This is a genomic window from Aeromicrobium choanae, assembly GCF_900167475.1.
GTDB classification, from domain to species: domain Bacteria; phylum Actinomycetota; class Actinomycetes; order Propionibacteriales; family Nocardioidaceae; genus Aeromicrobium; species Aeromicrobium choanae.
In genome coordinates, this window is sequence record NZ_LT796768.1 from 1,235,750 (window position 1) to 1,258,518 (window position 22,769).

Sequence of the window (22,769 nt, forward strand, 5' to 3'; positions counted from 1 at the left end):
GGACTCGCCAGAGCAGGACGGCCAGATGTCATCCACCAGCGAAGGAACGCGCCGGCGCGCCGGGCGGAAGCGGGACCCGCGCGTCGAGCCACTCGTGCTGAGTGCCGCCCTGGAGATCTACGCCCTCCAGGGCTGGCGTGGGCTGACGTTCGACGCGGTCGCCCGCGCGGCGAAGATCGGCAAGCCGGCGATCTACCGGCGATGGGAGAGCCGCGAGCTGCTCCTCGTGTCCGCGTTCAACCGCACGAACTTCCCGACCGCACGGGACATGGGCAGCCTGGAAGCGGACGTCCGCGACTACCACGCGCAATGGCTCGACTGGTACGCGGCGCCGTTCCTGCCGCAGGCCGGGAACCGCATCCTGGTGGACTGCACCAGCAACGACGAGCTCGACCGGCTCTACCGCGAGATGGTGATCGGGCCCCGGACCCGCGCCGCCCGCCAGGTGACACGGCGGGCGATCGCCCGCGGCGAGCTGGACCCCCGCACCTCCCCTGCCACGCTCCCCGACCTGATCCTCGGCGGCATGTTCATGCACTGGGTCTTCGCACCCGACCGCGAGGAGCCGGCGTTCGCCGCCTCCTTCGAGAAGGAGTCGGCCGCACTCGTCGAGGTGATCCTGCAGGGGCTCCGCCACGGCTCCGGGGAGCCGGCGGAGGAGGAGTCCGATGCGTGAGGTCGTGATCTGCGAGCCGGTGCGCACGGCGATCGGCGGCTACGGCGGCTCGCTCGCCCCGCTCAGCGCTACCGACCTCGGCGTCAGCGCCGTGACCGGACTGCTCCAGCGGACCGGGATCCCGCCGGAGACGGTCGACGACGTCATCCTCGGCCACTGCTATCCCACCGCCGACGCCCCCGCGATCGGGCGCGTGGTCGCCCTCGACTCCGGCCTGCCCGTCACCGTGGGCGGACAGCAGGTCGACCGGCGCTGCGGGTCCGGCCTGCAGGCCGTGATCACCGCTGCACTGCAGGTCGGCTCCGGAGCGAACGACGTCGTTCTCGCTGGCGGGACCGAGTCGATGAGCAACGCGGCCCACTTCTCGACCGACATGCGCTGGGGCGCCTCCCGGTCCGGAGTACGCATCCACGACGCTCTGGCCCGGGGCCGTCAGACGGCGGGCGGGCGCTTCCACCCGGTGCCAGGGGGCATGCTCGAGACGGCCGAGAACCTGCGCCGGGAGTACGGGATCACCCGGGACGAGCAGGACCGGTACGCGCTCGAGTCCCACCGCCGCGCCGTGGCGGCTCGCGCCGCGGGTCTCACGGCCGGTGAGGTCGTCCCCACGACCGTGCCCCACCGGCGTGGCGACGTCGTCGTCGACCAGGACGAGCACCCGCGCAGCGACGTCACGCTCGAGTCGCTCGCCGCGCTGCGGCCGGTGTTGGGCGCTTCCGACCCCGAGGCCACCGTCACGGCAGGGAACGCCAGTGGGCAGAACGACGCGGCCGCGATCGCCCTCGTCACCACGCGCGAGAAGGCCGAGAGCCTCGGGGTCCGCCCGCTCGTGCGCTTGGTCTCGTGGGGCTTGGGCGGCGTCCGCCCGGACGTGATGGGCATCGGGCCCGTGCCGGCGAGCGCCGCGGCGCTCGATCGCGCCGGCCTCACCCTGGCCGACATGGACCTGATCGAGCTCAACGAGGCCTTCGCCGCCCAGGCTCTCGCCGTCGTCCGCGCCTGGGACTTCACCGAGGCCGACCTGGAGCGGACGAACGTCAGCGGCTCCGGCATCTCGCTCGGACACCCCGTCGGGGCGACGGGCGGCCGCATGCTGGCGACGCTCGCGCGAGAGCTGCACCGGCGCGAGCAGCGCTACGGGCTGCTGACCATGTGCATCGGCGGGGGCCAGGGCCTCGCGGGCGTGTTCGAGCGGGTCGCATGACCGCGCCCGAGGTGGATCCTGAGGAGTTCGCCCAGATCCTCGAACTGACGCGTGACTTCGTCCGCTCCCGTGTCGTCCCGCGGGAGGCCGAGATCATGGAGCAGGACCTCATGCCGGCCGACCTGCGGACCGCCGCCGCCGACCTCGGCCTGTTCGGCTACGCCATCCCCCAGCGATGGGGCGGACTCGGTCTGACCCTCGTCCAGGACGTCGAGCTGGCGATGGAGCTCGGCTACACGACGCTGGCGCTGCGCTCGATGTTCGGCACGAACAACGGCATCGCGGGGCAGGTCCTCGTCGGCTACGGCACCGAGGGCCAGCGCGAGCGCTGGCTCGGGCCGATCGCCTCGGGCGACGTCGTGGCCTCGTTCGCGCTCACCGAGCCGGGCGCGGGGTCCGACCCCGCCGGCCTCACCACGCGCGCCACGCGGTCCGGCGACGACTGGGTGATCAGCGGCAGCAAGCGATTCATCACCAACGCTCCGACCGCCGGTCTGTTCGTGACGTTCGCGCGCACGCGCCCCGCCGAGGGGAAGGACCCCGGCATCGCGGTCTTCCTCGTCCCGGCCGACGCCGCGGGCATCGAGGTGGGACCGCACGACAGGAAGATGGGGCAGGAGGGCGCCTGGACGGCCGATGTCGCCTTCGACGACGTTCGTGTCTCGGGGGACGCGCTCGTCGGAGGCGACGAGCGCGTCGGGTACCGGGCTGCCATGACCTCACTGGCCCGCGGGCGGGTCCACATCGCGGCGCTCGCCGTGGGTGCCGCCCGGCGCGCGCTGGACGAGACCGTCGCGTACGCCGCCACGGCGACGCAGGGCGGCCGGCCGATCGGCGAGTTCCAGCTCGTGCAGGCGCATCTGGCCGACATGCAGACCGGTGTCCTCGCCGGCGAGTCGCTCGTGCGCGAGTGCGCGCGACGCTTCCACGAGAGCGAGGACACGCGGATCGCGCCCTCCGTCGCGAAGCTGTTCTGCACCGAGATGGTCGGCCGGGTCGCCGACCTCGCGGTCCAGGTCCACGGCGGAACGGGCTACATGCGGGGCGTCCCCGTGGAGCGCATCTACCGCGACGTCCGGCTGCTGCGCCTCTACGAGGGCACCAGCGAGATCCAGCGCCTGATCATCGGCGGTGCCCTCGTGCGAGGTGCGACCCGGCAGCGATCCGGCTGACCCGGTCCTACCGCTGCAGCAGGTGCTCGCGCGGCGAGCGCAGCACCGAGATCGCCTCGTCCGGGTCGTCCTGACCGGCCGGCTGTTCCAGCAGGCCCAGGACGTGCTCGCCGATCTCGTCGTCGGTGATCCACTCGGGCCGCATCTGCGCGCGGTTGCTGACGCCCGCCACGAAGGACGCGACGAGGAGCTCGCGGATCCGCACGCGTGCGGCGCCACGACCCTCGCGGATGAGCCCGCGATAGAGCTGGCGCTGCGCGGCCTGCGCGGTGGCCAGCGGGATGAACCGGGGAATGACCACATCGGCCATGCCTCCACCGATGCCGAGGAAGTCACCGCCGTCGCGCACGAGGGGCATCACGTGGCGAGCAGCGGCCAGGTGGGCGCCCACGTTGCCGGCGACGAAGGCGTTGAACTCCTCCACCGGCCACTCGAGGACCTCTCGGGTCTCGTACCTCGGCGACACCGTGACGACGGCAGCGTCGAGCGGGCCCAGCGCGCGAGCGAGCTCGGCCGCCGACGCATCGGTACCGACGTCCCCGACGACGAGGCGCACCTGCGTCCCGTGCTCGTCGACCAGAGGCTGCAGTCGCTCGGCGGAGCGCCCCACGGCGGTCACCGACCAGCCTCGCTCGACCGCGGAGCGGACGATCCCGCCGCCGACGTCGCCGCTCGCACCCAGGATCGCGAGTACTCGGTTGTCCATGATGACTCCCTCTAGTTTTGACTTCGACGTCAAACTATATTGTGGGCCGTTCCCGGGTCAACGCTCGCCGCGGATTCACGGGCTGCTGCGCACCTCGCATACCCTGTCGTGAGACTTGACCCCTCACTCGATTCGAATCACATGCCTTCACGCACCTTGCCCCCCGCCGCGCCCGCGGAGGAGGAGTCCCCCCGCCTGCACTGGGCCGCCATGACCTTCACGATCCTCGTGATGATCGGGGCCGCCGTCGTCGGGCTGACCGCGAACGACCACTTCACGCGACTCACGATGGCCGCGAGCGTCATCGGCTGCATCGCGCTGTGGCAGACCCTGCGCGACCCGGTGGTGCTGACCGGCCTGACGTTCGTGATCCTCGGTGCCGTCCTGGGCTGGGGCCTGGACTTCTACGACCGCATCTGGTGGTACGACGACTTCGCGCACTTCACCTTCTCGCTCGTGAGCACGATGGGGATCGCCCGGCTGGTGCTGCACCGCTACCGCGCCGACACGGCAGCGCTGCTGCTGCTCGCGCTGTGGCTCTCGTGGCTCGGCATCGGCTCGCTGTGGGAGATCGGCGAGTGGGCCTCGGACCAGATGCAGTCGACCCACCACTCGCGCGGCTACGCCGACACGATGCTCGACATGATCCTCAACGCCGCCGGGTCGGCCCTCGGCATCGCGATCTACTGGCGCTGGCTGCGCACCCCGGCCGACGTCGCGAGCGTCACGGCCCCGGAGCCCCAGCCGCGCTAGGTTCGAGGGGAACCGACCTGCGGAAGGCCCCACCATGAGCTTCGACACTCCCCGCGGAACTCGCGGCAGGAAGAGCACGAGCAACCCCGTCGTCCGTCTGGTCAACCGGTTCATGGTGCGCAAGGCCCGGCGATCGGAGTCCGCGAAGCTCGGCCCGATGAGGATCCTTGCGCTGACCACGGTCGGCGCGAAGAGCGGCGAGCGGCGCGAGGTGCCCGTCGCCTGGTTCCCGGGTGGCGACGGCTCGTGGCTCGTCGTGGCCTCGGCGAACGGCGCCGCCAGGAATCCAGCGTGGTACCACAACATCGCCGCGCACCCGGGCGACGTGACGATCGAGATCGGCGACCGGAAGATCGACGTGACGGCCGAGCAGCTGCACGGCCAGGAGCGCGCCGACGCCCTGGCCTCGATCATCGCCTCGGCGCCGAACTTCGCCTCGTACAACGACAAGACGGATCGCGAGATCCCCGTCATCCGGCTCACCGAGCGCCCCGCCCCGCAGGGCTGAGGCGCCCGGCGAGGCGTCAGGCGCCGGCGACGTCGATCACGTAGCGGCCGCGCACCTGGCCGGCGAGGATCTTCTCGCTCAGCTCGGGCAGGTCGGTGAAGGCGGCGTCCACGGCCACCTCGCGCAGGTCGTCGGCCGTGAAGAGCTCGTCGAGTCGCGCCCAGGCCTGCGCCCGCGCCTCGGAGGTCGCGTGGACGCTGTCGACGCCCAGCAGCGCGACGTTGCGCAGGATGAAGGGCATCACCGTGGCGGGCAGGCCGTGGCCGCCGGCCAGGCCGCACGCGGCGACCGAGCCGCCGTACGAAATCTGCGAGAGCACGTTCGCCAGGGTCGTCCCGCCGACGCTGTCGACCGCGGCGGCCCAGCGCTCCTTGGCGAGTGGGCGCGGATCGCCGGAGAGCTCGTCGCGGGCGATGATCTGCGCCGCGCCGAGGCTCGTCAGGTACGGGTGCTCGCTGTCCTTGCCGGTGGCCGCGTGGACCTCGTACCCGAGGCGGGACAGGATCGACACCGCGAAGCTGCCGACGCCGCCGGTCGCGCCGGTGACCAGCACCGGACCGTCCTCGGGCTTCACGCCCGCCGCCTCGAGCCGCAGCACGCACAGCATGGCCGTCAGGCCGCCGGTGCCGACGGCCATCGCGCCCCACGGACCGAGCCGCTCGGGCGCCGCCACGACCGACTCCGCCTCGACCCTCTGGTACTGCGAGTAGCCACCCGGCTTGGTCTCGGACAGCTCGGCGCCGGTCAGCACCACCTGGTCGCCCGCGGCGAATCCACCGCCGGCCTCGACCACCTCGCCGGCCAGGTCGATGCCGCAGGTCAGCGGGAACGTCCGCACGACGCCGGGCTTGCCGAGCATCGCCAGGCCGTCCTTGTAGTTGAGCGACGAGTGGGTGACCCGCACGAGCACGTCGCCCTGGCCGAGATCGTCCCGGCTCAGGGTCACCAGCTCGGCGGGCTGCTTCGGCGCGGTGACCTGGTAGGCCTGGAAGGTGGTGTCGGGCATCGGGATGTCTCCTTGGACGAGCGGTTGAACGATGGTCAGAAGGTGCCGCTGTACGGCTTCGGGGCCACAGCGGCGTGGACATAGCGGATGAACTGGGCCCAGTCCCACACTGGCAGGCCTGTCGCGCGATGCACGGCGGAGGCATAGGGAGGCAGGTCGCTGCACTCGAGGAAGATGCCGCCGACCGGGACCTCTCGGGTCGCGCGGACCGCGGCGTCGACGACGTCGCGCTCCATGACGTCGGTGTCGAGCGTGCCGGTCTCGCGGAAGATCGCGTCGACGAAGTGCTCGTAGCTCTCCATCCCGACGACGTGCAGGCGCGAGTGATCGGTCACGCCGGCCGCGTCGAGCAGCGCGGGCGTCATGTTCGCGCCGTTCGCCGTCACGAGAGCCAGCTTGCGGTGACGGCCCAGCATCGAGGTGAGCATCGGCAGCTGCTGCAGGCTCGACAGGAACACCGGGACGTCCAGCGCCTCGGCCACCGCCGGCTGGTACGCCGCCATGAAGCCGCAGTTGCTGGTGATCGCGCGCACGCCCTCGTCCTGCAGCCGCAGCGCGGCCTCGACCACGCGGCCGGTGGACTCCGGATCGGCGCCGTTCAGCACGGCCGAGCCGTCCATCCCCTCGATCCCGAGGTAGCGGATCGGGAAGTCGAACGTGGACGCGTTGCCGATGTCCCCCGGCGGGAAGGGAATGTGCCACTCGGCACTGAGCATCCCGATCGTGTACCCGTACGACACCTGGCCCTTGCGCGCCTCGTAGACAGCCATGGCTCTGTTCTCACTCCCAGTCGGCGAGGTGGTCCCTCACGAAGTCGTCGAAGGTGCGCGGCTCGCGCCCGATGAGATCGGCGGTGTCGCCGGTGATCTCGGCGTAGCGGCCCGCGGCCACGTCGACGAGGAGCTCGGCGTAGTACGCGCCGCGCTCCGTGCCGTCGTCGTACGTCGCGAGGATGTCGTCCACGCCGAGCGGATCGGCCGCCGCGACGGGACGGTCGATGGCGGCGCCGAGTCGCCGCGCGAGCTCGGCCACGCCGAAGGACTCCGGTCCGGTCAGGGTGTAGCCGCGGCAGCAGTGACCGTCCTCGGTCAGCACGACGAGCGCAGCCTCGGCGAGGTCGCGCGTGTCGATCCACGAGACGGGCATGTCGCCGGTGGGCAGCGAGATCGTCCCGCCGGTGACGTCGTCGTGGAAGCCGCCGCCGACGGAGAAGTTCTGGAGGAACCAGCTGGGGCGCAGCACGGTCCACTCGCCGTCCCACGCCTCGACGACCCGCTCGACCGCCCGGTCGGGATCCTCCGGGTCCTTGTCGCCGCGGCCCATCTCCGAGAGCAGGACGACGCGGCCGATGCCCGTGCGGTCCTCGAGCAGCGCCGCCACGCGCTCGGCCATGCCGGAGCCGTGCGGAGGCTTGACGAGGTACAGCGTGTCGACCCCGTCGAGGGCCGCGGCCCACGTCGTGCGGTCGAGCCAGTCGAAGCGCCGGTCACCGACACCGGGACGGCTGGAGAGCCGCACGTGCGGGGTGCCGGTCTCGGACAGCAGGTCCGCCAGCACGGTCCCGGTCTTGCCCGACGCGCCGGTCAGGGCGATCACGACTCCGCCGTCTCCAGCCAGTTCGCCGGCACGAGGGAGAAGAACGCGCTGGTCCCGGGCTCGCCCTCGTACACGACGGTGCAGCCCTTCTCGAGCGTCACGACCTCGCCCGCCGGCACGACGACCGTCTCGTCGCCGACGTGGAGGCTGAGCTGGCCCTCGATGACGTAGAACGCCTCCTCGTAGGGCAGCGTCCACGGCTCCGAGCTGCCACCGGACGGGAACCGGACGATGCCGGCCGAGAGCTCTGAGAGCCCGTGGGGCAGCGAGCGGCGCTCCACGTCGATGGGGCCGTTCTGAGCGGTGAACTCCGGGTTGAACGGGGCGAGCTTGACGGGCTGGTCGGACATGGGACTCCTCGGTCGGTCAGTGGGATCGGGTCGGATGGGCTCAGGGAAGCGGGATCATGCCGCCGTCGACGACGTGGTTCTGGCCCGTGACGAAGGAAGCCTCGTCGGAGAGCAGGAACCGCACGACGGAGCCGATCTCCTCGGGCTGGGCGTAGCGCCGCTGCGGGATCGAGGCGAGGCGCTCGCGGTCGACGGGATGCGTCGCCACGAAGCCGGGCAGCACGCAGTTCGCCCGGATCCCGTCGGCGGCCACCGCCCCGGCGTAGAGCTTCACCCAGTTCTGCACGGCGGCGCGGACCACGCTCGACACGGGCATCACGGCCTCGGGGACCAGGGACGCGTAGCTCGTGATGAACACCCACGCTCCGCCGCCGGCCGACACCATGTGCGGCGTGACGAGCCGCGCGAGGTCGACCACGCTCAGGAACAGCAGGTCGATCCCGGCGTTCCAGTCGTCGTCGGTGAGCGTCAGCAGGTCGCCCTTCGGCGGGTGTCCCGAGTTGGAGACCACCGCGTCGATGCGGCCGAACCGCTCGATCGCCGTGGCCACGAGTCGCTCGCGGTCGGCCGCGTCCGTCAGGGACCCGCGGACCGCGACGGCCCCCAGCTCCTCGGCGAGCTCCTCGACGGCCTCGGAGCGCGAGAACAGCACGAGGTCGTACGAGGACGAGAGCGTGCGAGCGATCCCGGCGCCGATGCCGCTGCTCGCCGCCGTGACGACGGCGACCGGTCGCGTCACTTGCGGGCCGCCCGCAGCCACTCGAGGTTCTCGGTGGCCTTGCGGTGCGGGTCGAACGCCTTGACGTCGAGCACCGGGTCGGGCATGCCGAGCATGAGCTTGGCCAGCAGCTGCGACGCCGCCGGGCCCATCATCGTGCCGTGGCCGTCGAAGCCCGTGATCGTCCACAGTCCCGCCTCGACCTCGCCGATGAACGGGTGGCCGTCGCCGCCGGTGGCGTCGGCGGCCGCGCTGATCGTGTTGCGGATGCCGACCTCGGCGAAGAGCGGGGCTCGCGTCTCGGACGCCTCCGCGAACTCCGCGAGCATGTCGCTCACGCCGTAGCGCTCGGGCAGCGTGGAGCTCAGGATCGTGACCATCGCGCCGTCCTGCTCGCGCTCGACGCACCAGCCCGTCTCCAGGTCGATCGTCAGCGGCAGGCGCTGGTCGCCGAGCACCGGCGTCGTGAAGCCGTAGTGGACCCACATCGGGAAGATGTCCATGTCGAGCCCGAACTTGGCCAGCAGCTTCGGCGAGCCCAGTCCGCTGGCCACGACGACGCGCTCGGCCAGGAGCGGCTCGGGACCGTCGACGAGCCAGCCGCCCTCGACCTGCGTGAGGTCGCCGACCTCGTGGCGCTCGCGGATCTTCACACCGAGGCGGCGCGCCGCGGCGGCGACGCCGTAGACGCCGTCCGTCGGGTTGACGCGACCGTCCTCGGGGGTCCAGCAGCCGCCGATGAGCCCGTCGACGCCGAGCCACGGCACGACCTCCAGCAGCTCGTTCGCCGACAGCATCTCCACGTTCGGGGCGCCGAGCGAGGCCTGCGTCTTGGCGGCCTGCGTGAGCTTCTCGAAGAGCTCCTCTCGGCCGGTCAGCATGAGGTAGCCGTCCTGGTAGTACTGGCACGGCTGCTCGAAGACGTCCTCGAACGTCTGCCAGAAGCGGCGTCCGCGGATCGCCAGCTCGATCTCCAGCGGGGTGCTGAACTGCTGACGCACGCCGCCGAGCGAACCGCCCGTGCACCCGCTGGCCAGCTCGCGCCCCTCGAGCACGACGATGTCCTTCTCGCCGAGCTCGGCCAGGTAGAAGGCGAGCGTGACACCGACGATGCCGCCGCCGATGATGGCGGTGCCGACCTTGGTCGCGTCGTTGCCGGGTGTGTGTCCCATGAAGGGTCCTTTCGGGAATGAGGGGGGAAGGTGTTCAGGATGTGCCGACGTCACATGACGCGTCCACCGTCGGAGACGATGACCTGACCGGTGACGTTCGGCCAGGAGGCGATGTCCAGCCCGGTCCGGGCGATCTCGGACGGGTCGGCGATGCGGCGCAGGGGCGTCTCGTTCTCGACCGCCGCCTGCTCGTCCGCCGGGATCGAGCTGTACATGTCCGTGGCGACCGGTCCGGGTGCCACGGCGTTGACCCGCACCTGAGGGGCGAGCTCGCGCGCGAGGGACTTGGTCAGGCCGATCACGGCCGACTTCGAGGCTCCGTAGGAGACGCCGTGGACGGATCCGACGACGCCTCCGGTGGAGGAGAGGTTGAGGACCGCGCCCCGACTGGCGGCGAGGTCGTCGCGCAGGGCCCGGGTCAGCTTCATGGGCGCCTTCACGTGGATCGCGAACGCCGCGTCCCACAGCTCGTCGGTGGTCTCGTCGAGCTCGCCGTGGGCCAGGATTCCGGCGTTGTTGACCAGCAGCTGGACGGTGCCGAGGCCGGCCGCCGCCGTCACGACCGCCGCGACACCCTCGTCCGTCGTCACGTCGGCGACGACCGCGACGGCACGGCCGCCCAGCTCCTCGACGGCGCGGACGGTCTCCTCGGCGTCGTTGCCCCGACCCCGATGGGTGAGGACGACGGTCAGGTCACGGCGCGCGCACTCCAGGACGAAGGCTCGTCCGATGCCGCGCGATCCGCCCGTGACGACGGCGACCGGCGTGGTCATCGGGTCTCGGGAAGCTGGACGATGCCCTCGATCTCGACGAGGCCGCCGAGCGGGAGCTCCTGCACGGCGAACGCCGAGCGGGCAGGCGGATCGGTCGGGAACCAGCGGCCGTACACGACGTTCATGTCGGCGTAGTGCTCCATCGAGGACATGAAGACCGTCGTCTTGACGACGTCGGCCAGCGTGGCGCCGTGCTCGCGCACGACGGCCTCGAAGTTGGCCAGGGCGCGGTCGGTCTGGTCCGAGGCACCGTCGGCGAGCGCGCCGTCGACGAGGCCCAGCTGGCCCGAGACGAACAGCAGCGAACCGGCTCGGACGCTCGCGCGCAGGGGGAAGGGGGTGGACATGGTGGTTCCTTTCGGTAGGTCAGAATTTCGCGGCGAGTCGGAAGGCCGCGTGGACCGCACCTTCGATGCGGTGGGGGTTCATGACGTCGCCGACCGCGTGGACGACCACGTCGTCGGGCAGCTCGTCGAAGAGCTCGGACCGCGGCTCGGTCCACGTGTGGACGATCCAGTCGGCCTCGAGACCGACCACCTCGCCGGAGGCCTCGAGCGGGCGGCCGTGCTCGTCGACGTGCCGGTAGGTCAGCGCCTCGACGCCACCTTCGCGGCACAGCACCCTCGGCCCGTCGGGGTCGAAGCCGACGACCTTCGTCGAGCACACGATGGCGATCCCGGCGGCGTGCATGAGCGTCAGGAAGTCGTCGCGGACCTCGGGCTCCACGAGCTCGGCGGGACCCGGGTTGGCGGTCACGAAGGTCACCTCGCACCCCGACCCGGCGGCCACCAGGGCGGCCGACATCGCGTTGGTGCGGTGGTTCTCGTCGACCACGATGACGCGGCCCGTGAGCTGGGGGCGGCCCGCCACGACGTCGGCCGCGGCGACGAGCCGGCGATGATCGCGCGCCGCCCACTGGGGCACGGTCTCGGCCGCGCCGGTGGCGAGCACCACGATGTCGGGGTCGACCGCAAGGATGTCCTTGGCCTCGGCCGTGCGGCGCAGCCGCAGGTCGACGCCCAGCCGGCGCACCTCGTTGCCGAGCCAGTCCACCGCGTCGACGAGGCCGTCGCGGCCCTCGGTCCTGGCGGCCACGCGCACGGTGCCGCCGGTGTCGGGTCGCTCGTCGAAGAGGGTGACCTCGTGGCCGCGCAGCGCGCTGACCCGAGCCGTCTCGAGGCCTGCGGGGCCGCCGCCCACCACGACGACACGGCGCGGGGTCGGTGCGAGCGTGGTCTCCACGTCGCCGAGGAAGCGCTCGCGTCCCGTGACCGGGTTGTAGACGCACTTCACGTTGCGGTGGCGTCCCAGCTCGCCCTGGCACATCTGGATGCAGCCGATGCAGGGCCGGATCTCGTCCTCGCGGCCCTCGAGCACCTTCGTCACGAGATGCGGGTCGGCGATGTGGGCCCGGGTCATGCCGACGAAGTCGGCGTCGCCCGCCTCGATCGCGGCGGCGGCCATGGCGGGATCGGTGATCCGGCCGACGGCGCCGACCGGCATCCCCACCCGTTCGCGGACCGCGCGGGCGTAGTGCAGGTAGCAGCCGCGACGGACCGCCATCGTGGGGATGACCGAGCCGTTGAAGTTCGCCGAGACGTTCATCCCGTCGACGATCCCCAGCTCGTCGATCCGCTGGTCGATGTCGAGCCACGCGTCGGTGTCCAGCGAGCCCTCGGTCTCGTCCGAGCCGTTGACGCGCACCATGAGCAGCGCGCCGCCGATCTGCTCGCGGACGGCCTCGAGCACGCGCTGGCAGAAGCGGAACCGCGCCTCGTCGCTGCCGCCGTACTCGTCGGACCGCCGGTTGGTCAGCGGCGAGAGGAACAGGTTGATCAGCTGGCCGTGGCCGACCGCGATCTCGACGCCGTCCATCCCACCGCGCACGGCGCGCCCCGCTGCTTGCGCGAAGGCGTCGACGATCTCGTCGATCTGCCGCCGGCTCATCTCACGCGGGACCGCCCCGTGGAGGTGGTGCGAGAAGCCCGAGGGCGCCCAGACTCCCCCGTCGCCGCCGTCCGTCCGGCCGCCCATGTGCCCGAGCTGGGGCACGATGATCGCCCCGTGCGCGTGCACGGCCTCGGAGAGGCGGACGTAGCGGTCGACGATCCGGTCGTCGAAGTTGTGGTAGATCCCGTACGGCGTCGGCGAGCTCGGGTGCACCGCGGTGGTTCCCATCGAGACCATCGCGGCACCACCGCGGGCACGCTCGGCGAAGTACGCGACGTCGTCCTCGTTCGGCAGGTGCTCGGTGTCGATGTTGTGCGTCGCGTGGGCCGTCACCACGATGCGGTTGCGCAGCGTCACGGGCCCGAGCCGCAACGGCTCGGTGAGCGCCCTCAGGTGGGTGGACGTCATGCCCAGGCGTCCCATGCGGGCGCCGTGACGGACAGGACGAGGGCGTCGTCGGAGCGCAGGCCGGTCAGGACGTCCTGCGCGCGCTCCCCCACGGCGGGGGTCAGCAGCCGCTGCCACTTCGCCTGCAGCTCGGCCGCGCCGAAGTCGGTGCCCGGGTCGCCCGGGGCGTCGAGGTAGACCCCGTCGACCGTCGTGCCGTCGGTGGTCTCGATCGTGACCCGGCTGGGATAGCGGGCCGGGTAGTGCTGGTCGAGGTCCGGGGCGTGCTCCAGCGTGATGCGGGAGGCCAGCTCCAGTCGCGTGGGCTCGCTGAGGACCGACTCGTCCATCTCCACGGCACCGGCGGCACCGTGCAGCGCGATCGAGGCGAGCACGAACGGGAAGCTGTACTGGGCGGAGTCGATGGTCCCGGGGCGGACCTCGTCGAGGAAGGTGGCCGCCTGGTGCGTGCCCACCCGGATGCGGGCGATCCGCTCGGGCGTGATCGCGTGCTCGGCGAGCAGATCCTGGAAGCCCGCCCCCGCAGCGTGCGTGTAGCGGCACGCCGCGAATGACTTGAAGTAGGTGTTCGCCGTCTCGTAGACCTCGCCGATGCTGGTGATGAACGGATCGGTGGACGCTCCCGGCTCGTGGAACGGTGTCGCCGGGAGGACGCCGTTCTCGGACAGGGCGTACCCGGCAGGCAACCTCATGAAGCCGGCGGCGGCCAGCTCGGCCGCCATGACGCCGGTGGCGGCGCCCCAGCCGATCGACTCCTTGACCATCGGCGTGCCGAAGGTGGCCATGGGGGCGTGCAGCCAGCCGATCTTCACGGCGCGCTCGATGCCGTCGGCGTCGGCGCCGGAGACCACGGCCGCGGCGGCCGCGGCGCCGATCGCGCCCGCGCAGCCGGTGCAGTGGTAGTGGTCGCCGTCGTGCTTGGGCCACAGCAGGTGGGCCGCGCGCAGGCCGATCTCGTAGCCGACGACCTGCGCCGTGAGGGCCTGCGCGACCGTCGTCTCGGCCGTCGAGGCGGCGAGCACGGCGGGCACGATGACCGAGCCGGGGTGGATCGCGCCGGCCAGGTAGTGACCGTCGTCGAAGTCCAGGGCGCTGGCCGCGACGCCGTTGGCGAAGGCCGCCATCGTGGGCGAGGACCCACTCCCGCGACCGACCAGCGGGGAGGGGCCGGCCGTGCGTCCCGCCACCTCGGCGGCGATGCCCGCGGAGGTCGTGGTGGCGCCACCGACCATGGTGGAGACCGTGTCGCTCAGGGCGTCCGCCGCACGCTCGCGGACCTCGGCCGGGATGCTCTCCCAGCGCAGGCCGGCGGCCCAGTCGGCCATCTTCTTCAGTGGATCGGTCATGAGGGTCTCCTGGGGACGCGGTGCGGGGTGGGGAGGGTCGGGGTGCCCGTGAAGGGACGGGCACCCCGACCGGTCACGGGGTGAACGACACGAACTCGCCGCCGTTGATCTCCAGCAGCGCCGTCGCCGGGGAGTCCGGGTCGACTGCGGCGCCCTGGTTCTCGTCGAACGTGAACGGGCCACGGATGGGCAGCTCGAACGACTCGGTGTCCGCCACGGAGGAGATCAGCGACGCGCGGTCCTTGCCGCCGTCCTGGAGCCCCTCGAGGAAGACGAAGAACGAGTCGTACGCCACCGCGTTCGCCTCGCCCGGCGCCTCGCCGTTCTCGGCCGAGTACGCGTCCACGAACGACTTGACGCCCTCGGTGGACGAGTTCGGGTCGAACACGGCGTTGACGAGGACGCCCTCGACCGCGTCCTTGCCGGCGATCTTCACCAGCTCGGGGGTGTTGGACCCGGCCGTCACGAGGATCTTGACGTCGTCCCAGCCCAGCGCGTCGGCCTGCTTGATCTGCAGGGCGGCGTCCGTGTAGGTGTTCAGCAGCACCAGCGTGTCGATGCCCTTGTTGCGCAACGTCGTCAGCTGGGGCGTGAAGTCCTTCTGCCCGGTCGTCGTGGCGATCGCGTCGACCACCTCGAGTCCGGCGTCGGGGGCCGTCTCCTCGAAGGACTCGACCAGGCCGGTGCCGTAGTCGTCGTCCGAGGCGAGCAGGCCGACCTTCTTCGCGCCGATGTCCCGGCCTGCCTGGTACGCCATCTCCGCGCCCATCGAGGCGTCGTCGATCAGCGTGCGGAACAGGTTCTCGTGCAGCTCCGCGGTGATCTCCGGGTTCGACGAGTAGCTGACGAACAGCGGCATGCCGCACCGCTCGTAGATCGGCATCGCCGCGAGGGTCACCGACGAGTTGCTGTGGCCGAAGACCGCCATGATGTCGTCGTCGTCGCACATCTTCTGGGCGACGGACGCGCCCTGGTTGGGATCGGCGACGTCGTCGAACGACTTCACCTCGATCGTGGCGCCCTTGAACGGACCGGACTCGATGCCGCCTGCCTCGTTGATCTGGCTCGCCGCGAACTGGACGCCCGCGAGCTGGTTCTTGCCGTAGATCGCGTTCTCGCCCGTCATCGGACCGGCCACCGCGACGACGATCTTGTCCTTATCGCCGCTCTCGTCACCACTGCCGCACGCGCTCAGCACGAGCGCTCCACCGGCCAACGCGGCCAGCATCAGCTGTTTCCTCGACATGTCACTCCTGGTTTTCACTGGTTGGGAGTTGCCTCGGCCGGTCGGCCGTGACGACGGTGGGGAAGAGCGTCCGGCGGGTGTGAGGTCACACCCGCCGGACGAGGACTCACGCGCCGGGGCGCGTCTTGATCTCGCCGTCCTGCACCTGCAGGAGCGACTGGGACGGCTTGCCGGGCACGACGGTGGGCTCGTGGTTCTCGTTGAACACGAACTCCCCGACGATCGGCAGGTCGAAGGACTCGATGCCGTCGATCGTGCTGATCAGCGACTCGCGGTCCTCGGCGCCCTCGTCGAACGCCTTGAACACGACCCAGGCGGAGTCGTACGCGACGGCCGCACCCTCGCTCGGCTCACGGTCGTTGGCCTCCTTGAACGCGGAGACGAACGCCTGCGTGCCCTCGTTGCTGCTGCCCGGGTCGAAGATCGCCGAGACGTAGGTGCCCTCGGCGGCCTCCGCGCCGGCGATGTTGACCAGCTCGGGGTTGTTGGCGCTGGCCGTCACGAGGATCGGCACGTCGAGCCCGAGCCCCTTGGCCTGCTTGATCTGCAGCGCGGCATCGGTGTACAGGTTCAGCAGCACGAGGCTGTCGATGCCGGCGTTCTTCAGCTCGGTCAGCTGCGGGCTGAAGTCCTTCTGGCCCGTCGTGGTCACGAGGCTCTTCGCGACGTCGAGGTCGAGCTCCTTGGCGGTGGCCTCGAAGTTCTCCTTCAGGCCGACGCCGTAGTCGTCGTCGGAGGAGATGACGCCGACCTTCGTGCCCTTGAGCTCGCCCTGCGTGAAGCTGGCCATCTCGGCGCCCAGCTTGGCGTCGTCGACCAGGGTGCGGAACAGGTTCTCGTGCAGCTCCGCGGTGATCTCGGGGTTGGACGAGTAGCTGACGATCAGCGGCACGCCGCAGCGCTCGTAGATCGGCTCGGCAGCCAACGTGGCCGAGGAGTTCACGTGGCCGAAGACGCCCATGACGTCGCCGTCGTCGCAGATCTTCTGCGCCACGGAGGCGGCCTGGTTCGGGTCACCCGCGTCGTCGTACTTGACGACCTTGATCTTCTTGCCCTTGAGCGGACCCTCGGGGATGCCGCCGTCCTCGGTGTACTGGTCGACCGCCAGCTGGATGCCGGCCAGCTGCTGCTGTCCGTACTCGGCGCTGTCGCCGGTCATCGGTCCGGCGACCGCCAAGACGACGGTGTCGGAGTCACTGCCACCGGATCCGCCGCCGCACGCACCGGCCAACAGGGCCGTGCTGAGGGCTGCGGCCAGGGCCACGCGCTTGCTGAACATGTGTTCTCCTACTTCTCTTGCGGGGGGTTGGGGGCGGCGGCCGCCTCGGCGTCCGCCGAGACGACGCCCAGGAACTGGTCGGCGAAGTGCTCGTTGTCGCGCAGCTCCGCCGACGTTCCGGAGTAGAGGATCGAGCCGGTGCCGAGCGCGTAGACCCGGTCGGCGATCTCCATCGCGCCGAGCGCGTTCTGCTCGACCAGCAGCACGGTCACGCCGCGGTCGCGCAGCTGGCTCACCAGCTCGAGGATCTGGTCGGCGAGCACGGGCGAGAGGCCCATCGACGGCTCGTCGAGCATGATCATCGTGGGGTTGCCCATGAGGGCGCGCTCCACGACCAGCCACTGCTGCTCGCCGCCGGACAGCTGCCCGGCGGTGCTGCCGGCGCGGCGCGCCAGGATCGGCGTCGACGCGATGATCTCGTCGGCACGCTTGGCCGCCGAGCGGAAGTCCCCGGTGTAGGCACCGGCGACGAGGTTCTCGCGCAGGGTGAACCGCGGGAACACGTGGCGTCCCTCCGGCACGTGCACCAGCCCGGCCGACACGATGCGGTGGGCCGGCGTGCGGGTGATCTCGGTGCCTTCGAACGTGATGTGACCGGTCGCGGGCCGCACCAGTCCGGAGAGGGTCTTCAGCAGCGTCGACTTGCCGGCGCCGTTGGCCCCGACGAGCGCCACGATCTCGCCGCGGTTCACCTCGATCGAGACGCCCTCCAGGGCCGCCACGGGACCGTAGTTCACGACCAGGTCCTTGGCCTCGAGCAACAGATCAGACATCGCGGAACCTCTTCCCCAGATAGGCCTCGAGCACCTGCTCGTCCGAGCTCACGGTCTTCGGATCGCCGTGGGCGATGCACAGGCCGGCGTCGAGCACCATGACCCGTGAGGCGGTGTTCATGACGACGTTCATGTTGTGCTCGATCACGACGATGGACAGGTCGCGCTCGGCGTGGATCTGCTGGATGAGCGTGACCAGCGAGGCCGCCTCGCGCGGGTTCATGCCCGCGGCCGGCTCGTCGAGCAGCAGCAGCTTCGGCGAGGTCGCCAGGGCGCGCGAGATCTCGACCCGGCGCTGGTCGCCGTAGCTGAGGTCGGTGGCGATGTCGTCGGCCTTGCCGGCGATGCCCACGAACTCGAGGATCTCGTCGGCTGCCTTCCGGGACGACGCCTCGCGGGAGGACCGTCCCCGCCGCAGCGCGTCGTACCAGTGGAACGTCGAGTGCATGCCGATGAGCACGTTGTCGCGCACCGTCAGCCCGGGCGCCAGCCGGATGTTCTGGAACGTCCGCGCGAGCTTGTACCTCTTGCTCAGGATGCGCGAGGACGGCCACCTGACCTCCGCCCCGTCGATCATGAGCGAGCCGGCCGTCGGCTTGTAGATGCCCGACAGGACGTTCAGCAGCGTCGTCTTGCCCGAGCCGTTCGGCCCGATCAGCCCGACGATCTCGTTCTCGGCCACCTCGAAGTCGACGCGATCCAGGGCGATCACGCCACCAAACCGGCAGCCGACGTCGGTCGCCTTCAGCAGGGTCGTGCTCATCGGCCCACCTCTTCCTTCTCGCGGGTGTCCTCGGCGTTCCCGTCGCCGATCTTGCGCGCCCGGGCGGCGACGGCGCGCCGTGTCAGGTACTTGCCGACGAACGGCAGCCGGACGGCGTTCGGGGTGCGCGAGCTGAGGCCGAAGATCTGCGCCAGGCCGCCCGGGCGCCACAGCAGGATCACGAGCATGAGCACGCCGAACACCGCGGAGCGGTAGTCCGCGAGCGCTCGCAGGTACTCGGTCGAGCCGATCACCAGCGCCGAGCCGAGCAGCGGGCCGATCGTGGTGGCCATGCCGCCGATGAGGACGATCTCGACCACGAGGATCGACTGGTCCACCTTGAAGGTGGCCGGGCCGACGAAGCCGAGCAGCAGGACCTGCAGGACGCCGGCGAGACCGGCGATCGCGCTGCCGATGCCGAACGACAGGACCTTCGTCAACGGCACGTTGATGCCGTGGGCGCGGGCGATGATCTCGTCCTCACGCACCGCGAGCATGGCCCGGCCGAAGTACGACCGCCCCAGCACCCAGGCGAAGATCGTCACGAGGACGGCCACGGCGAGGATGAACGTGTAGGTGTTCTCCAGCGGCGCCAGGTCCCAGCCGAAGAAGTTGCCGGCCGGCACGCCGGGCAGGCCCGTGGCCCCTCCGGTGAGCTCCTTCTCGTTGATCAGGAAGAGGTAGAAGATCTGCCCCACGCCGAGGGTGACGAGCGCGAGGTAGTCGCCACCCGAGCGCCAGGAGGTCAGGCCGACGAGCAGGCCGACCACGCCGGCACCGACGGTGGCGCACACCATCACGAGCAGCAGCGGCATCCCGGTGTCGAGCAAGAGGCGCGCCGTCACGTAGGCCCCGACGCCGAAGAACGCGGCGTGGCCGAAGCTCAGCAGGCCGGTGAAGCCCAGGATGATGTTCAGGCCGGTGGCGAACACCGTGAACACGAGGATCAGCGCGGCGACGCGCACCGTGTACGGCTCGACCATCCGCGGCAGCAGCACGGCCACCACGAGCGCGGCCGCACCGAGCGCCCAGAGGAGCTTCTTGGGGAGGACCTGCAACATCAGACACGCTCCTGGATTCGGGCACCGAGCAGGCCGGTGGGACGGATGAGCAGGATCGCGATCAGCAGGACGAAGGCCACGGCGTCCCGGTACGAGCCGGCCGCGGGTCCGACCGTCGACTCCAGGACGCCGATGATCAGGCCGCCGATCATCGCGCCCTGCAGATTGCCGATGCCGCCGACGATCGCGGCCGCGAAGCCCTTGAGCAGCACCGCGAAGCCCATGCCCAGGTAGACGACCTCGAGCGTGTTCGCGTAGAGCAGGCCGCCCACGACGCCCATGGCGCCACCGGTCAGGTAGACCACGGCGATGGTGCGGTTGACGGGCACGCCCATGAGGCGGGCCGCGGTCATGTCCTGGGCGACCGCCCGGATCGCGAAGCCGGCCTTGGTGAACTTCAGGAAGGCCAGGAACGCGATCATCGCGATGAACGCCACGATCAGCGTCACGACCGCGGACTTGGAGATCTGCAGGTCGCCGATGTGCACGTAGCCACCGCCGGTGAACGACGGGAAGGGCAGCGTGCCGTTGCCCCAGATGCGCTCGACGACGTTGCGGATGATGAGTCCCGCGCCGAGCGTCGTCATCATCGGGATGAGGAGGTGCTGACTGAGGACCGGCCGTACCGCGACCTCCTCCACCGCGACCGCCAGCAGGCTGCCCACGACGATGCCGCCGAGGCATGCGAGCGGCAGCGGGACACCGAGGGTGTACAGGCCGTACGTGGTGAACGCACCGGCCATGAGGATGTCGCCGTGGGCGAAGTTGACCAGGCCCAGTGCGCCGTAGACGACCGAGAAGCCGATCGCCACGAGGGCGTACGTGCTGCCGATGGTCAGACCGTTGATGATCTGTTGCAGGAGTTCCATGGCGGTCTCAGTGCCCCGCGTCGACGAGCATGCCGGGGCGGTGGGGGACGAGGGCCGCCGGATCGAGGCCGCGGTCGACGAGGTCCTTCGGAGCCTGCTCGCCGCGGGCGAGTGCCGCGCCGAGCCGCGCCGTCGCGGGTGCCGTCTGGATCCCGTAGCCGCCCTGGCCTGCGAACCAGAAGAAGCCGGGCGCCTCCGGGTCCTCGCCGACCACGAAGTTGCGGTCCGGCACGAAGCTGCGCAGGCCGCCCCACGAGGTCGAGACGCCCTTGACGCCGATCGTGGTCGCGTCGTTGACCTCGTCGATCGCCCGCGAGATCTCCAGCGAGTCGGGCTTGGCGTCCTTGGGATCGCTGGGCGTCTCGTCGGCCGGGGAGCACAGGAACTGCTCGCCCTCGGGCTTGACGTAGAACGCCTGGTCGATGTCGCCGAGGATCGGAAGGTCCTTCGTCGTGGCGCCGCCGGGCGAGGAGACCATGAAGATCGTCCGCAGCAGCGGGCGCAGGCCGATCTCGCGGACCCCCGCGGTGCGGGCGATGACGTCGGCCCACGCGCCGGCCGCGTTCACGACCAGGGGTGCACGGCGCGCCTCGCCGTCGCTCGTCGTGACGGACCAGCGGTCGTCGTCACCGCGCTCGATGCGCTCGACGCGAGCGCTCTTGTGGATCTCCGCGCCGTTCTGGCGGGCGGTCCTGACGTAGCCGCCGTGGATGGCCAGCACGTCGAGCTCCATGGCGCCGGGCTCGTACATGCCGACGTTCGAGAAGCCAGGACGCAGCAGCGGGAAGAGCTCCATCATGCGGGCCTCGTCGACCAGCTCGGCGTCGGGCACGAGCGGCAGCACGTCGGCGTGGAGCTCCTCGATGACGCTCTCGCGTCCCTGCTTGGCGAACTGCAGCAACGGGCGGGGCGTCATCAGGATCTGCTCGAACTCCGCCGGGGGCCGGGTCAGGAACTCGCGGCTCCCGGTGGTGAGGGCGCGGATGTTGGGACCGCCGTAGGTCTCCAGGAACGTGGCCGCCGATCGACCCGTCGTGTGGAACGCCAGGGACGACTCCATCTCGACCAGACAGACCGACCGGTCCGCGGACAGCTCACTGGCGATCGACACGCCGGCGATACCGCCGCCGACGACGATCACATCGAATTCGGACTGCGTCATGCGCTCTGTCTCCTCTTCGGCTCCGCGTGACATCCGTCACAGATCCAGCACTATGACATCCGAAGATAGCGGGAGACAAGCGAGCGCTTAGTCAACATTGCGTTTCTGCAATGTAAAATCGTTATATTGCAGGCAAAAATCGTTACAAGATTGCGGCGAGCAGTGACTGGCTCAAGCCTCGAAAGGTCTTTGCGTCCCACCCAGTGAGACGATTCCACCGCTCCAAGCGGTAGGCGACGCTGTTCGGATGCAGGTGCAGCACCCGCGCGGACTCGGCGATCGAGAAGCCGGAGTCAACGTACACGTCGAGCGTCTCGACCAGATGCGGATTGGCCGCGACCACCTCGCGCAGCTCGCTCACGACGGGCTCCAGCCGCCCCACCTGCGCCCGGATCGTGGCCCGCATCCAGTCCTCCTGGAAGCGCCGCGTGGGGTGCGCGTCGGTCGCGACCTCGAGGCACAGGCGGGCGTCGACGAGCGACTCGCGCGCTCCCACCAGCGCGGGACGGGCCAGGCCGATCCCGAGTCGCGCGCCCGGCTCGACCGAGCGGATCCCCTCCTCGAGCTCGTCGGCCGTCAGTCCCTGGGCGAGCACCTGCACTCCGGAGGCGTGGCCGACCGCGAGCACCGTGCCGCGGCGCAGGCCGGTCGTCAGGCGGGCGGCGTGCGACAGCGGGTCGTCGTCCAGCCCGACGCACGCGGCCACGAACTCCCCCGCCGGGTCGAGACCGAGCGTGGCCGCGACGTCGTGCGCCTCCGACGCGAGCTCGTCGCGCTCCAGCAGCTCGACCAGTCGCTGGCGCAACGACAGCACGTGGTTCTGGCGGGCCCGGGCCGTCGTCTCGTAGGCGGCCACGATCTCGGCCGTCATGACCTCGATAGATCGCCAGAGCAGGGTCGCCAGGCCGGGCAGGCACGGCGTCTCGTCCTGGGCGTACGCGACGAGCGTCTGCCACAGCTCGCGGTTGCCCACGTGGTAGGCGCCGATCACGGTGGCGACGCTGACGCCCTGGGTCGCCCGCAGCCGGCCGAGGTCCGCGGCACGCGCTCGCTGGCCGACGCCGACGACCTCGTGCCGACCGAGGGCGACGAGCAGCAGCCGCTGCTGCTCGGTCACGTGCTCGACGTGGTCGTCCAGCGGCACCAGGGAGTACTCGGGCTGGGCGAGCCTGATGCTGCGCGTGATCCGCGGTCCGAGATCGTCCAGATCCGCGGCCACCCGGGCGCACAGCGCCGCCGCCAGCGCCTTCTCGTGGTCGTCCATGATGCCTCCTTTGT

Annotated in this window: 24 protein-coding genes; 5 read left to right on the forward strand and 19 right to left on the reverse strand. The window is 70.9% G+C overall.

Annotation, left to right across the window (positions count from 1 at the left end; genetic code table 11):
- Positions 1-25: 25 nt before the first annotated feature.
- Genes B5D60_RS06105 through B5D60_RS06115 form a run of 3 tightly spaced genes read left to right on the forward strand, consistent with a single transcriptional unit; the run spans position 26 to position 3,052 of the window.
- A complete protein-coding gene (locus B5D60_RS06105; protein ID WP_078699323.1) occupies positions 26-676 on the forward strand; it encodes a TetR-like C-terminal domain-containing protein in 651 nt (216 codons plus the stop codon).
- Positions 669-1,880 carry an acetyl-CoA C-acetyltransferase gene (locus tag B5D60_RS06110; RefSeq protein ID WP_078699324.1) on the forward strand — a complete coding sequence of 404 codons (1,212 nt, stop codon included), beginning with the start codon at positions 669-671 and terminating at the stop codon, positions 1,878-1,880. The genes B5D60_RS06105 and B5D60_RS06110 overlap by 8 nt, the downstream gene beginning before the upstream one ends.
- Positions 1,877-3,052: an acyl-CoA dehydrogenase family protein gene (locus B5D60_RS06115; protein ID WP_078699325.1), complete on the forward strand. Its 1,176-nt coding sequence runs from the start codon at positions 1,877-1,879 to the stop codon at positions 3,050-3,052. The genes B5D60_RS06110 and B5D60_RS06115 overlap by 4 nt, the downstream gene beginning before the upstream one ends.
- A 7-nt stretch (positions 3,053-3,059) precedes the next feature.
- Here the strand turns inward: B5D60_RS06115 and B5D60_RS06120 are convergent, their stop codons facing one another.
- Positions 3,060-3,758 (reverse strand): SDR family NAD(P)-dependent oxidoreductase, encoded by a 699-nt coding sequence (locus B5D60_RS06120; protein WP_078699326.1) that lies wholly within the window; start codon positions 3,756-3,758, stop codon positions 3,060-3,062.
- Between the two features lie 141 nt (positions 3,759-3,899).
- Between B5D60_RS06120 and B5D60_RS06125 the strand changes: the two genes are divergently transcribed.
- Together B5D60_RS06125 and B5D60_RS06130 are read left to right on the forward strand one after the other, a co-directional pair.
- Entirely contained in the window at positions 3,900-4,511 is a 612-nt protein-coding gene (locus tag B5D60_RS06125; protein WP_153302885.1) for a hypothetical protein, read from the forward strand.
- Between the two features lie 34 nt (positions 4,512-4,545).
- A complete protein-coding gene (locus B5D60_RS06130) occupies positions 4,546-5,019 on the forward strand; it encodes a nitroreductase/quinone reductase family protein (RefSeq protein WP_078699328.1) in 474 nt (157 codons plus the stop codon).
- A gap of 16 nt (positions 5,020-5,035) precedes the next feature.
- On the opposite strand, the gene B5D60_RS06135 is transcribed toward B5D60_RS06130, so the two are convergent.
- From B5D60_RS06135 to B5D60_RS06220, 18 genes are all read right to left on the reverse strand, one after another.
- Positions 5,036-6,025, reverse strand: a complete 990-nt coding sequence (locus B5D60_RS06135; RefSeq protein ID WP_078699329.1) for an MDR family oxidoreductase — start codon at positions 6,023-6,025, stop codon at positions 5,036-5,038.
- Between the two features lie 35 nt (positions 6,026-6,060).
- Positions 6,061-6,795, reverse strand: a complete 735-nt coding sequence (locus B5D60_RS06140) for an aspartate/glutamate racemase family protein (RefSeq protein WP_078699330.1) — start codon at positions 6,793-6,795, stop codon at positions 6,061-6,063.
- Positions 6,796-6,805: 10 nt separating this feature from the next.
- Positions 6,806-7,621: a Rossmann-fold NAD(P)-binding domain-containing protein gene (locus tag B5D60_RS06145; RefSeq protein ID WP_078699331.1), complete on the reverse strand. Its 816-nt coding sequence runs from the start codon at positions 7,619-7,621 to the stop codon at positions 6,806-6,808.
- Positions 7,618-7,971, reverse strand: coding sequence for a cupin domain-containing protein (locus tag B5D60_RS06150; protein ID WP_078699332.1), 354 nt, complete (start codon positions 7,969-7,971; stop codon positions 7,618-7,620). Before B5D60_RS06150 ends, B5D60_RS06145 begins: the two co-directional genes overlap by 4 nt.
- 40 nt (positions 7,972-8,011) lie before the next feature.
- Positions 8,012-8,710 (reverse strand): SDR family oxidoreductase, encoded by a 699-nt coding sequence (locus tag B5D60_RS06155; protein WP_078699333.1) that lies wholly within the window; start codon positions 8,708-8,710, stop codon positions 8,012-8,014.
- Positions 8,707-9,861 carry an NAD(P)/FAD-dependent oxidoreductase gene (locus B5D60_RS06160; protein ID WP_078699334.1) on the reverse strand — a complete coding sequence of 385 codons (1,155 nt, stop codon included), beginning with the start codon at positions 9,859-9,861 and terminating at the stop codon, positions 8,707-8,709. The genes B5D60_RS06155 and B5D60_RS06160 overlap by 4 nt, the downstream gene beginning before the upstream one ends.
- A gap of 50 nt (positions 9,862-9,911) precedes the next feature.
- A complete protein-coding gene (locus tag B5D60_RS06165; protein WP_078699335.1) occupies positions 9,912-10,634 on the reverse strand; it encodes an SDR family NAD(P)-dependent oxidoreductase in 723 nt (240 codons plus the stop codon).
- Positions 10,631-10,981 carry a RidA family protein gene (locus B5D60_RS06170; RefSeq protein WP_078699336.1) on the reverse strand — a complete coding sequence of 117 codons (351 nt, stop codon included), beginning with the start codon at positions 10,979-10,981 and terminating at the stop codon, positions 10,631-10,633. The genes B5D60_RS06165 and B5D60_RS06170 overlap by 4 nt, the downstream gene beginning before the upstream one ends.
- Positions 10,982-11,000: 19 nt before the next feature.
- Positions 11,001-12,992, reverse strand: coding sequence for an oxidoreductase (locus B5D60_RS06175; protein WP_172806274.1), 1,992 nt, complete (start codon positions 12,990-12,992; stop codon positions 11,001-11,003).
- Positions 12,989-14,338 (reverse strand): MmgE/PrpD family protein, encoded by a 1,350-nt coding sequence (locus B5D60_RS06180; protein WP_078699338.1) that lies wholly within the window; start codon positions 14,336-14,338, stop codon positions 12,989-12,991. Before B5D60_RS06180 ends, B5D60_RS06175 begins: the two co-directional genes overlap by 4 nt.
- A 73-nt stretch (positions 14,339-14,411) precedes the next feature.
- Complete coding sequence (locus tag B5D60_RS06185; RefSeq protein WP_078699339.1) at positions 14,412-15,584, reverse strand: ABC transporter substrate-binding protein; 1,173 nt, start codon at positions 15,582-15,584, stop codon at positions 14,412-14,414.
- A 106-nt stretch (positions 15,585-15,690) separates the two neighbouring features.
- On the reverse strand, positions 15,691-16,863 hold the full coding sequence (locus B5D60_RS06190) for an ABC transporter substrate-binding protein (protein ID WP_078699340.1): 1,173 nt from the start codon (positions 16,861-16,863) through the stop codon (positions 15,691-15,693).
- Between the two features lie 8 nt (positions 16,864-16,871).
- Positions 16,872-17,636 carry an ABC transporter ATP-binding protein gene (locus B5D60_RS06195; RefSeq protein WP_078699341.1) on the reverse strand — a complete coding sequence of 255 codons (765 nt, stop codon included), beginning with the start codon at positions 17,634-17,636 and terminating at the stop codon, positions 16,872-16,874.
- Positions 17,629-18,399, reverse strand: a complete 771-nt coding sequence (locus B5D60_RS06200) for an ABC transporter ATP-binding protein (protein ID WP_078699342.1) — start codon at positions 18,397-18,399, stop codon at positions 17,629-17,631. Before B5D60_RS06200 ends, B5D60_RS06195 begins: the two co-directional genes overlap by 8 nt.
- Positions 18,396-19,460 carry a branched-chain amino acid ABC transporter permease gene (locus B5D60_RS06205; protein WP_078699343.1) on the reverse strand — a complete coding sequence of 355 codons (1,065 nt, stop codon included), beginning with the start codon at positions 19,458-19,460 and terminating at the stop codon, positions 18,396-18,398. Before B5D60_RS06205 ends, B5D60_RS06200 begins: the two co-directional genes overlap by 4 nt.
- On the reverse strand, positions 19,460-20,329 hold the full coding sequence (locus tag B5D60_RS06210; protein WP_078699344.1) for a branched-chain amino acid ABC transporter permease: 870 nt from the start codon (positions 20,327-20,329) through the stop codon (positions 19,460-19,462). Before B5D60_RS06210 ends, B5D60_RS06205 begins: the two co-directional genes overlap by 1 nt.
- A gap of 7 nt (positions 20,330-20,336) precedes the next feature.
- The gene (locus B5D60_RS06215; RefSeq protein ID WP_078699345.1) at positions 20,337-21,491 is read right to left on the reverse strand and encodes an NAD(P)/FAD-dependent oxidoreductase; all 1,155 of its coding nucleotides are present in this window, start codon (positions 21,489-21,491) and stop codon (positions 20,337-20,339) included.
- A 142-nt stretch (positions 21,492-21,633) separates the two neighbouring features.
- Positions 21,634-22,755 carry a PucR family transcriptional regulator gene (locus B5D60_RS06220; RefSeq protein WP_078699346.1) on the reverse strand — a complete coding sequence of 374 codons (1,122 nt, stop codon included), beginning with the start codon at positions 22,753-22,755 and terminating at the stop codon, positions 21,634-21,636.
- Between the last annotated feature and the right edge of the window lie 14 nt (positions 22,756-22,769).

Coding starts and splice junctions, on each gene's coding strand:
- B5D60_RS06105 (WP_078699323.1), top strand. CDS start 26: ATGTCATCCACCAGCGAAGGAACGCGCCGGCGCGCCGGGCGGAAGCGG.
- B5D60_RS06110 (WP_078699324.1), top strand. CDS start 669: ATGCGTGAGGTCGTGATCTGCGAGCCGGTGCGCACGGCGATCGGCGGC.
- B5D60_RS06115 (WP_078699325.1), top strand. CDS start 1,877: ATGACCGCGCCCGAGGTGGATCCTGAGGAGTTCGCCCAGATCCTCGAA.
- B5D60_RS06120 (WP_078699326.1), bottom strand. CDS start 3,758: ATGGACAACCGAGTACTCGCGATCCTGGGTGCGAGCGGCGACGTCGGC.
- B5D60_RS06125 (WP_153302885.1), top strand. CDS start 3,900: ATGCCTTCACGCACCTTGCCCCCCGCCGCGCCCGCGGAGGAGGAGTCC.
- B5D60_RS06130 (WP_078699328.1), top strand. CDS start 4,546: ATGAGCTTCGACACTCCCCGCGGAACTCGCGGCAGGAAGAGCACGAGC.
- B5D60_RS06135 (WP_078699329.1), bottom strand. CDS start 6,025: ATGCCCGACACCACCTTCCAGGCCTACCAGGTCACCGCGCCGAAGCAG.
- B5D60_RS06140 (WP_078699330.1), bottom strand. CDS start 6,795: ATGGCTGTCTACGAGGCGCGCAAGGGCCAGGTGTCGTACGGGTACACG.
- B5D60_RS06150 (WP_078699332.1), bottom strand. CDS start 7,971: ATGTCCGACCAGCCCGTCAAGCTCGCCCCGTTCAACCCGGAGTTCACC.
- B5D60_RS06160 (WP_078699334.1), bottom strand. CDS start 9,861: ATGGGACACACACCCGGCAACGACGCGACCAAGGTCGGCACCGCCATC.
- B5D60_RS06165 (WP_078699335.1), bottom strand. CDS start 10,634: ATGACCACGCCGGTCGCCGTCGTCACGGGCGGATCGCGCGGCATCGGA.
- B5D60_RS06170 (WP_078699336.1), bottom strand. CDS start 10,981: ATGTCCACCCCCTTCCCCCTGCGCGCGAGCGTCCGAGCCGGTTCGCTG.
- B5D60_RS06175 (WP_172806274.1), bottom strand. CDS start 12,992: ATGACGTCCACCCACCTGAGGGCGCTCACCGAGCCGTTGCGGCTCGGG.
- B5D60_RS06180 (WP_078699338.1), bottom strand. CDS start 14,338: ATGACCGATCCACTGAAGAAGATGGCCGACTGGGCCGCCGGCCTGCGC.
- B5D60_RS06185 (WP_078699339.1), bottom strand. CDS start 15,584: ATGTCGAGGAAACAGCTGATGCTGGCCGCGTTGGCCGGTGGAGCGCTC.
- B5D60_RS06190 (WP_078699340.1), bottom strand. CDS start 16,863: ATGTTCAGCAAGCGCGTGGCCCTGGCCGCAGCCCTCAGCACGGCCCTG.
- B5D60_RS06195 (WP_078699341.1), bottom strand. CDS start 17,636: ATGTCTGATCTGTTGCTCGAGGCCAAGGACCTGGTCGTGAACTACGGT.
- B5D60_RS06200 (WP_078699342.1), bottom strand. CDS start 18,399: ATGAGCACGACCCTGCTGAAGGCGACCGACGTCGGCTGCCGGTTTGGT.
- B5D60_RS06205 (WP_078699343.1), bottom strand. CDS start 19,460: ATGTTGCAGGTCCTCCCCAAGAAGCTCCTCTGGGCGCTCGGTGCGGCC.
- B5D60_RS06210 (WP_078699344.1), bottom strand. CDS start 20,329: ATGGAACTCCTGCAACAGATCATCAACGGTCTGACCATCGGCAGCACG.
- B5D60_RS06215 (WP_078699345.1), bottom strand. CDS start 21,491: ATGACGCAGTCCGAATTCGATGTGATCGTCGTCGGCGGCGGTATCGCC.
- B5D60_RS06220 (WP_078699346.1), bottom strand. CDS start 22,755: ATGGACGACCACGAGAAGGCGCTGGCGGCGGCGCTGTGCGCCCGGGTG.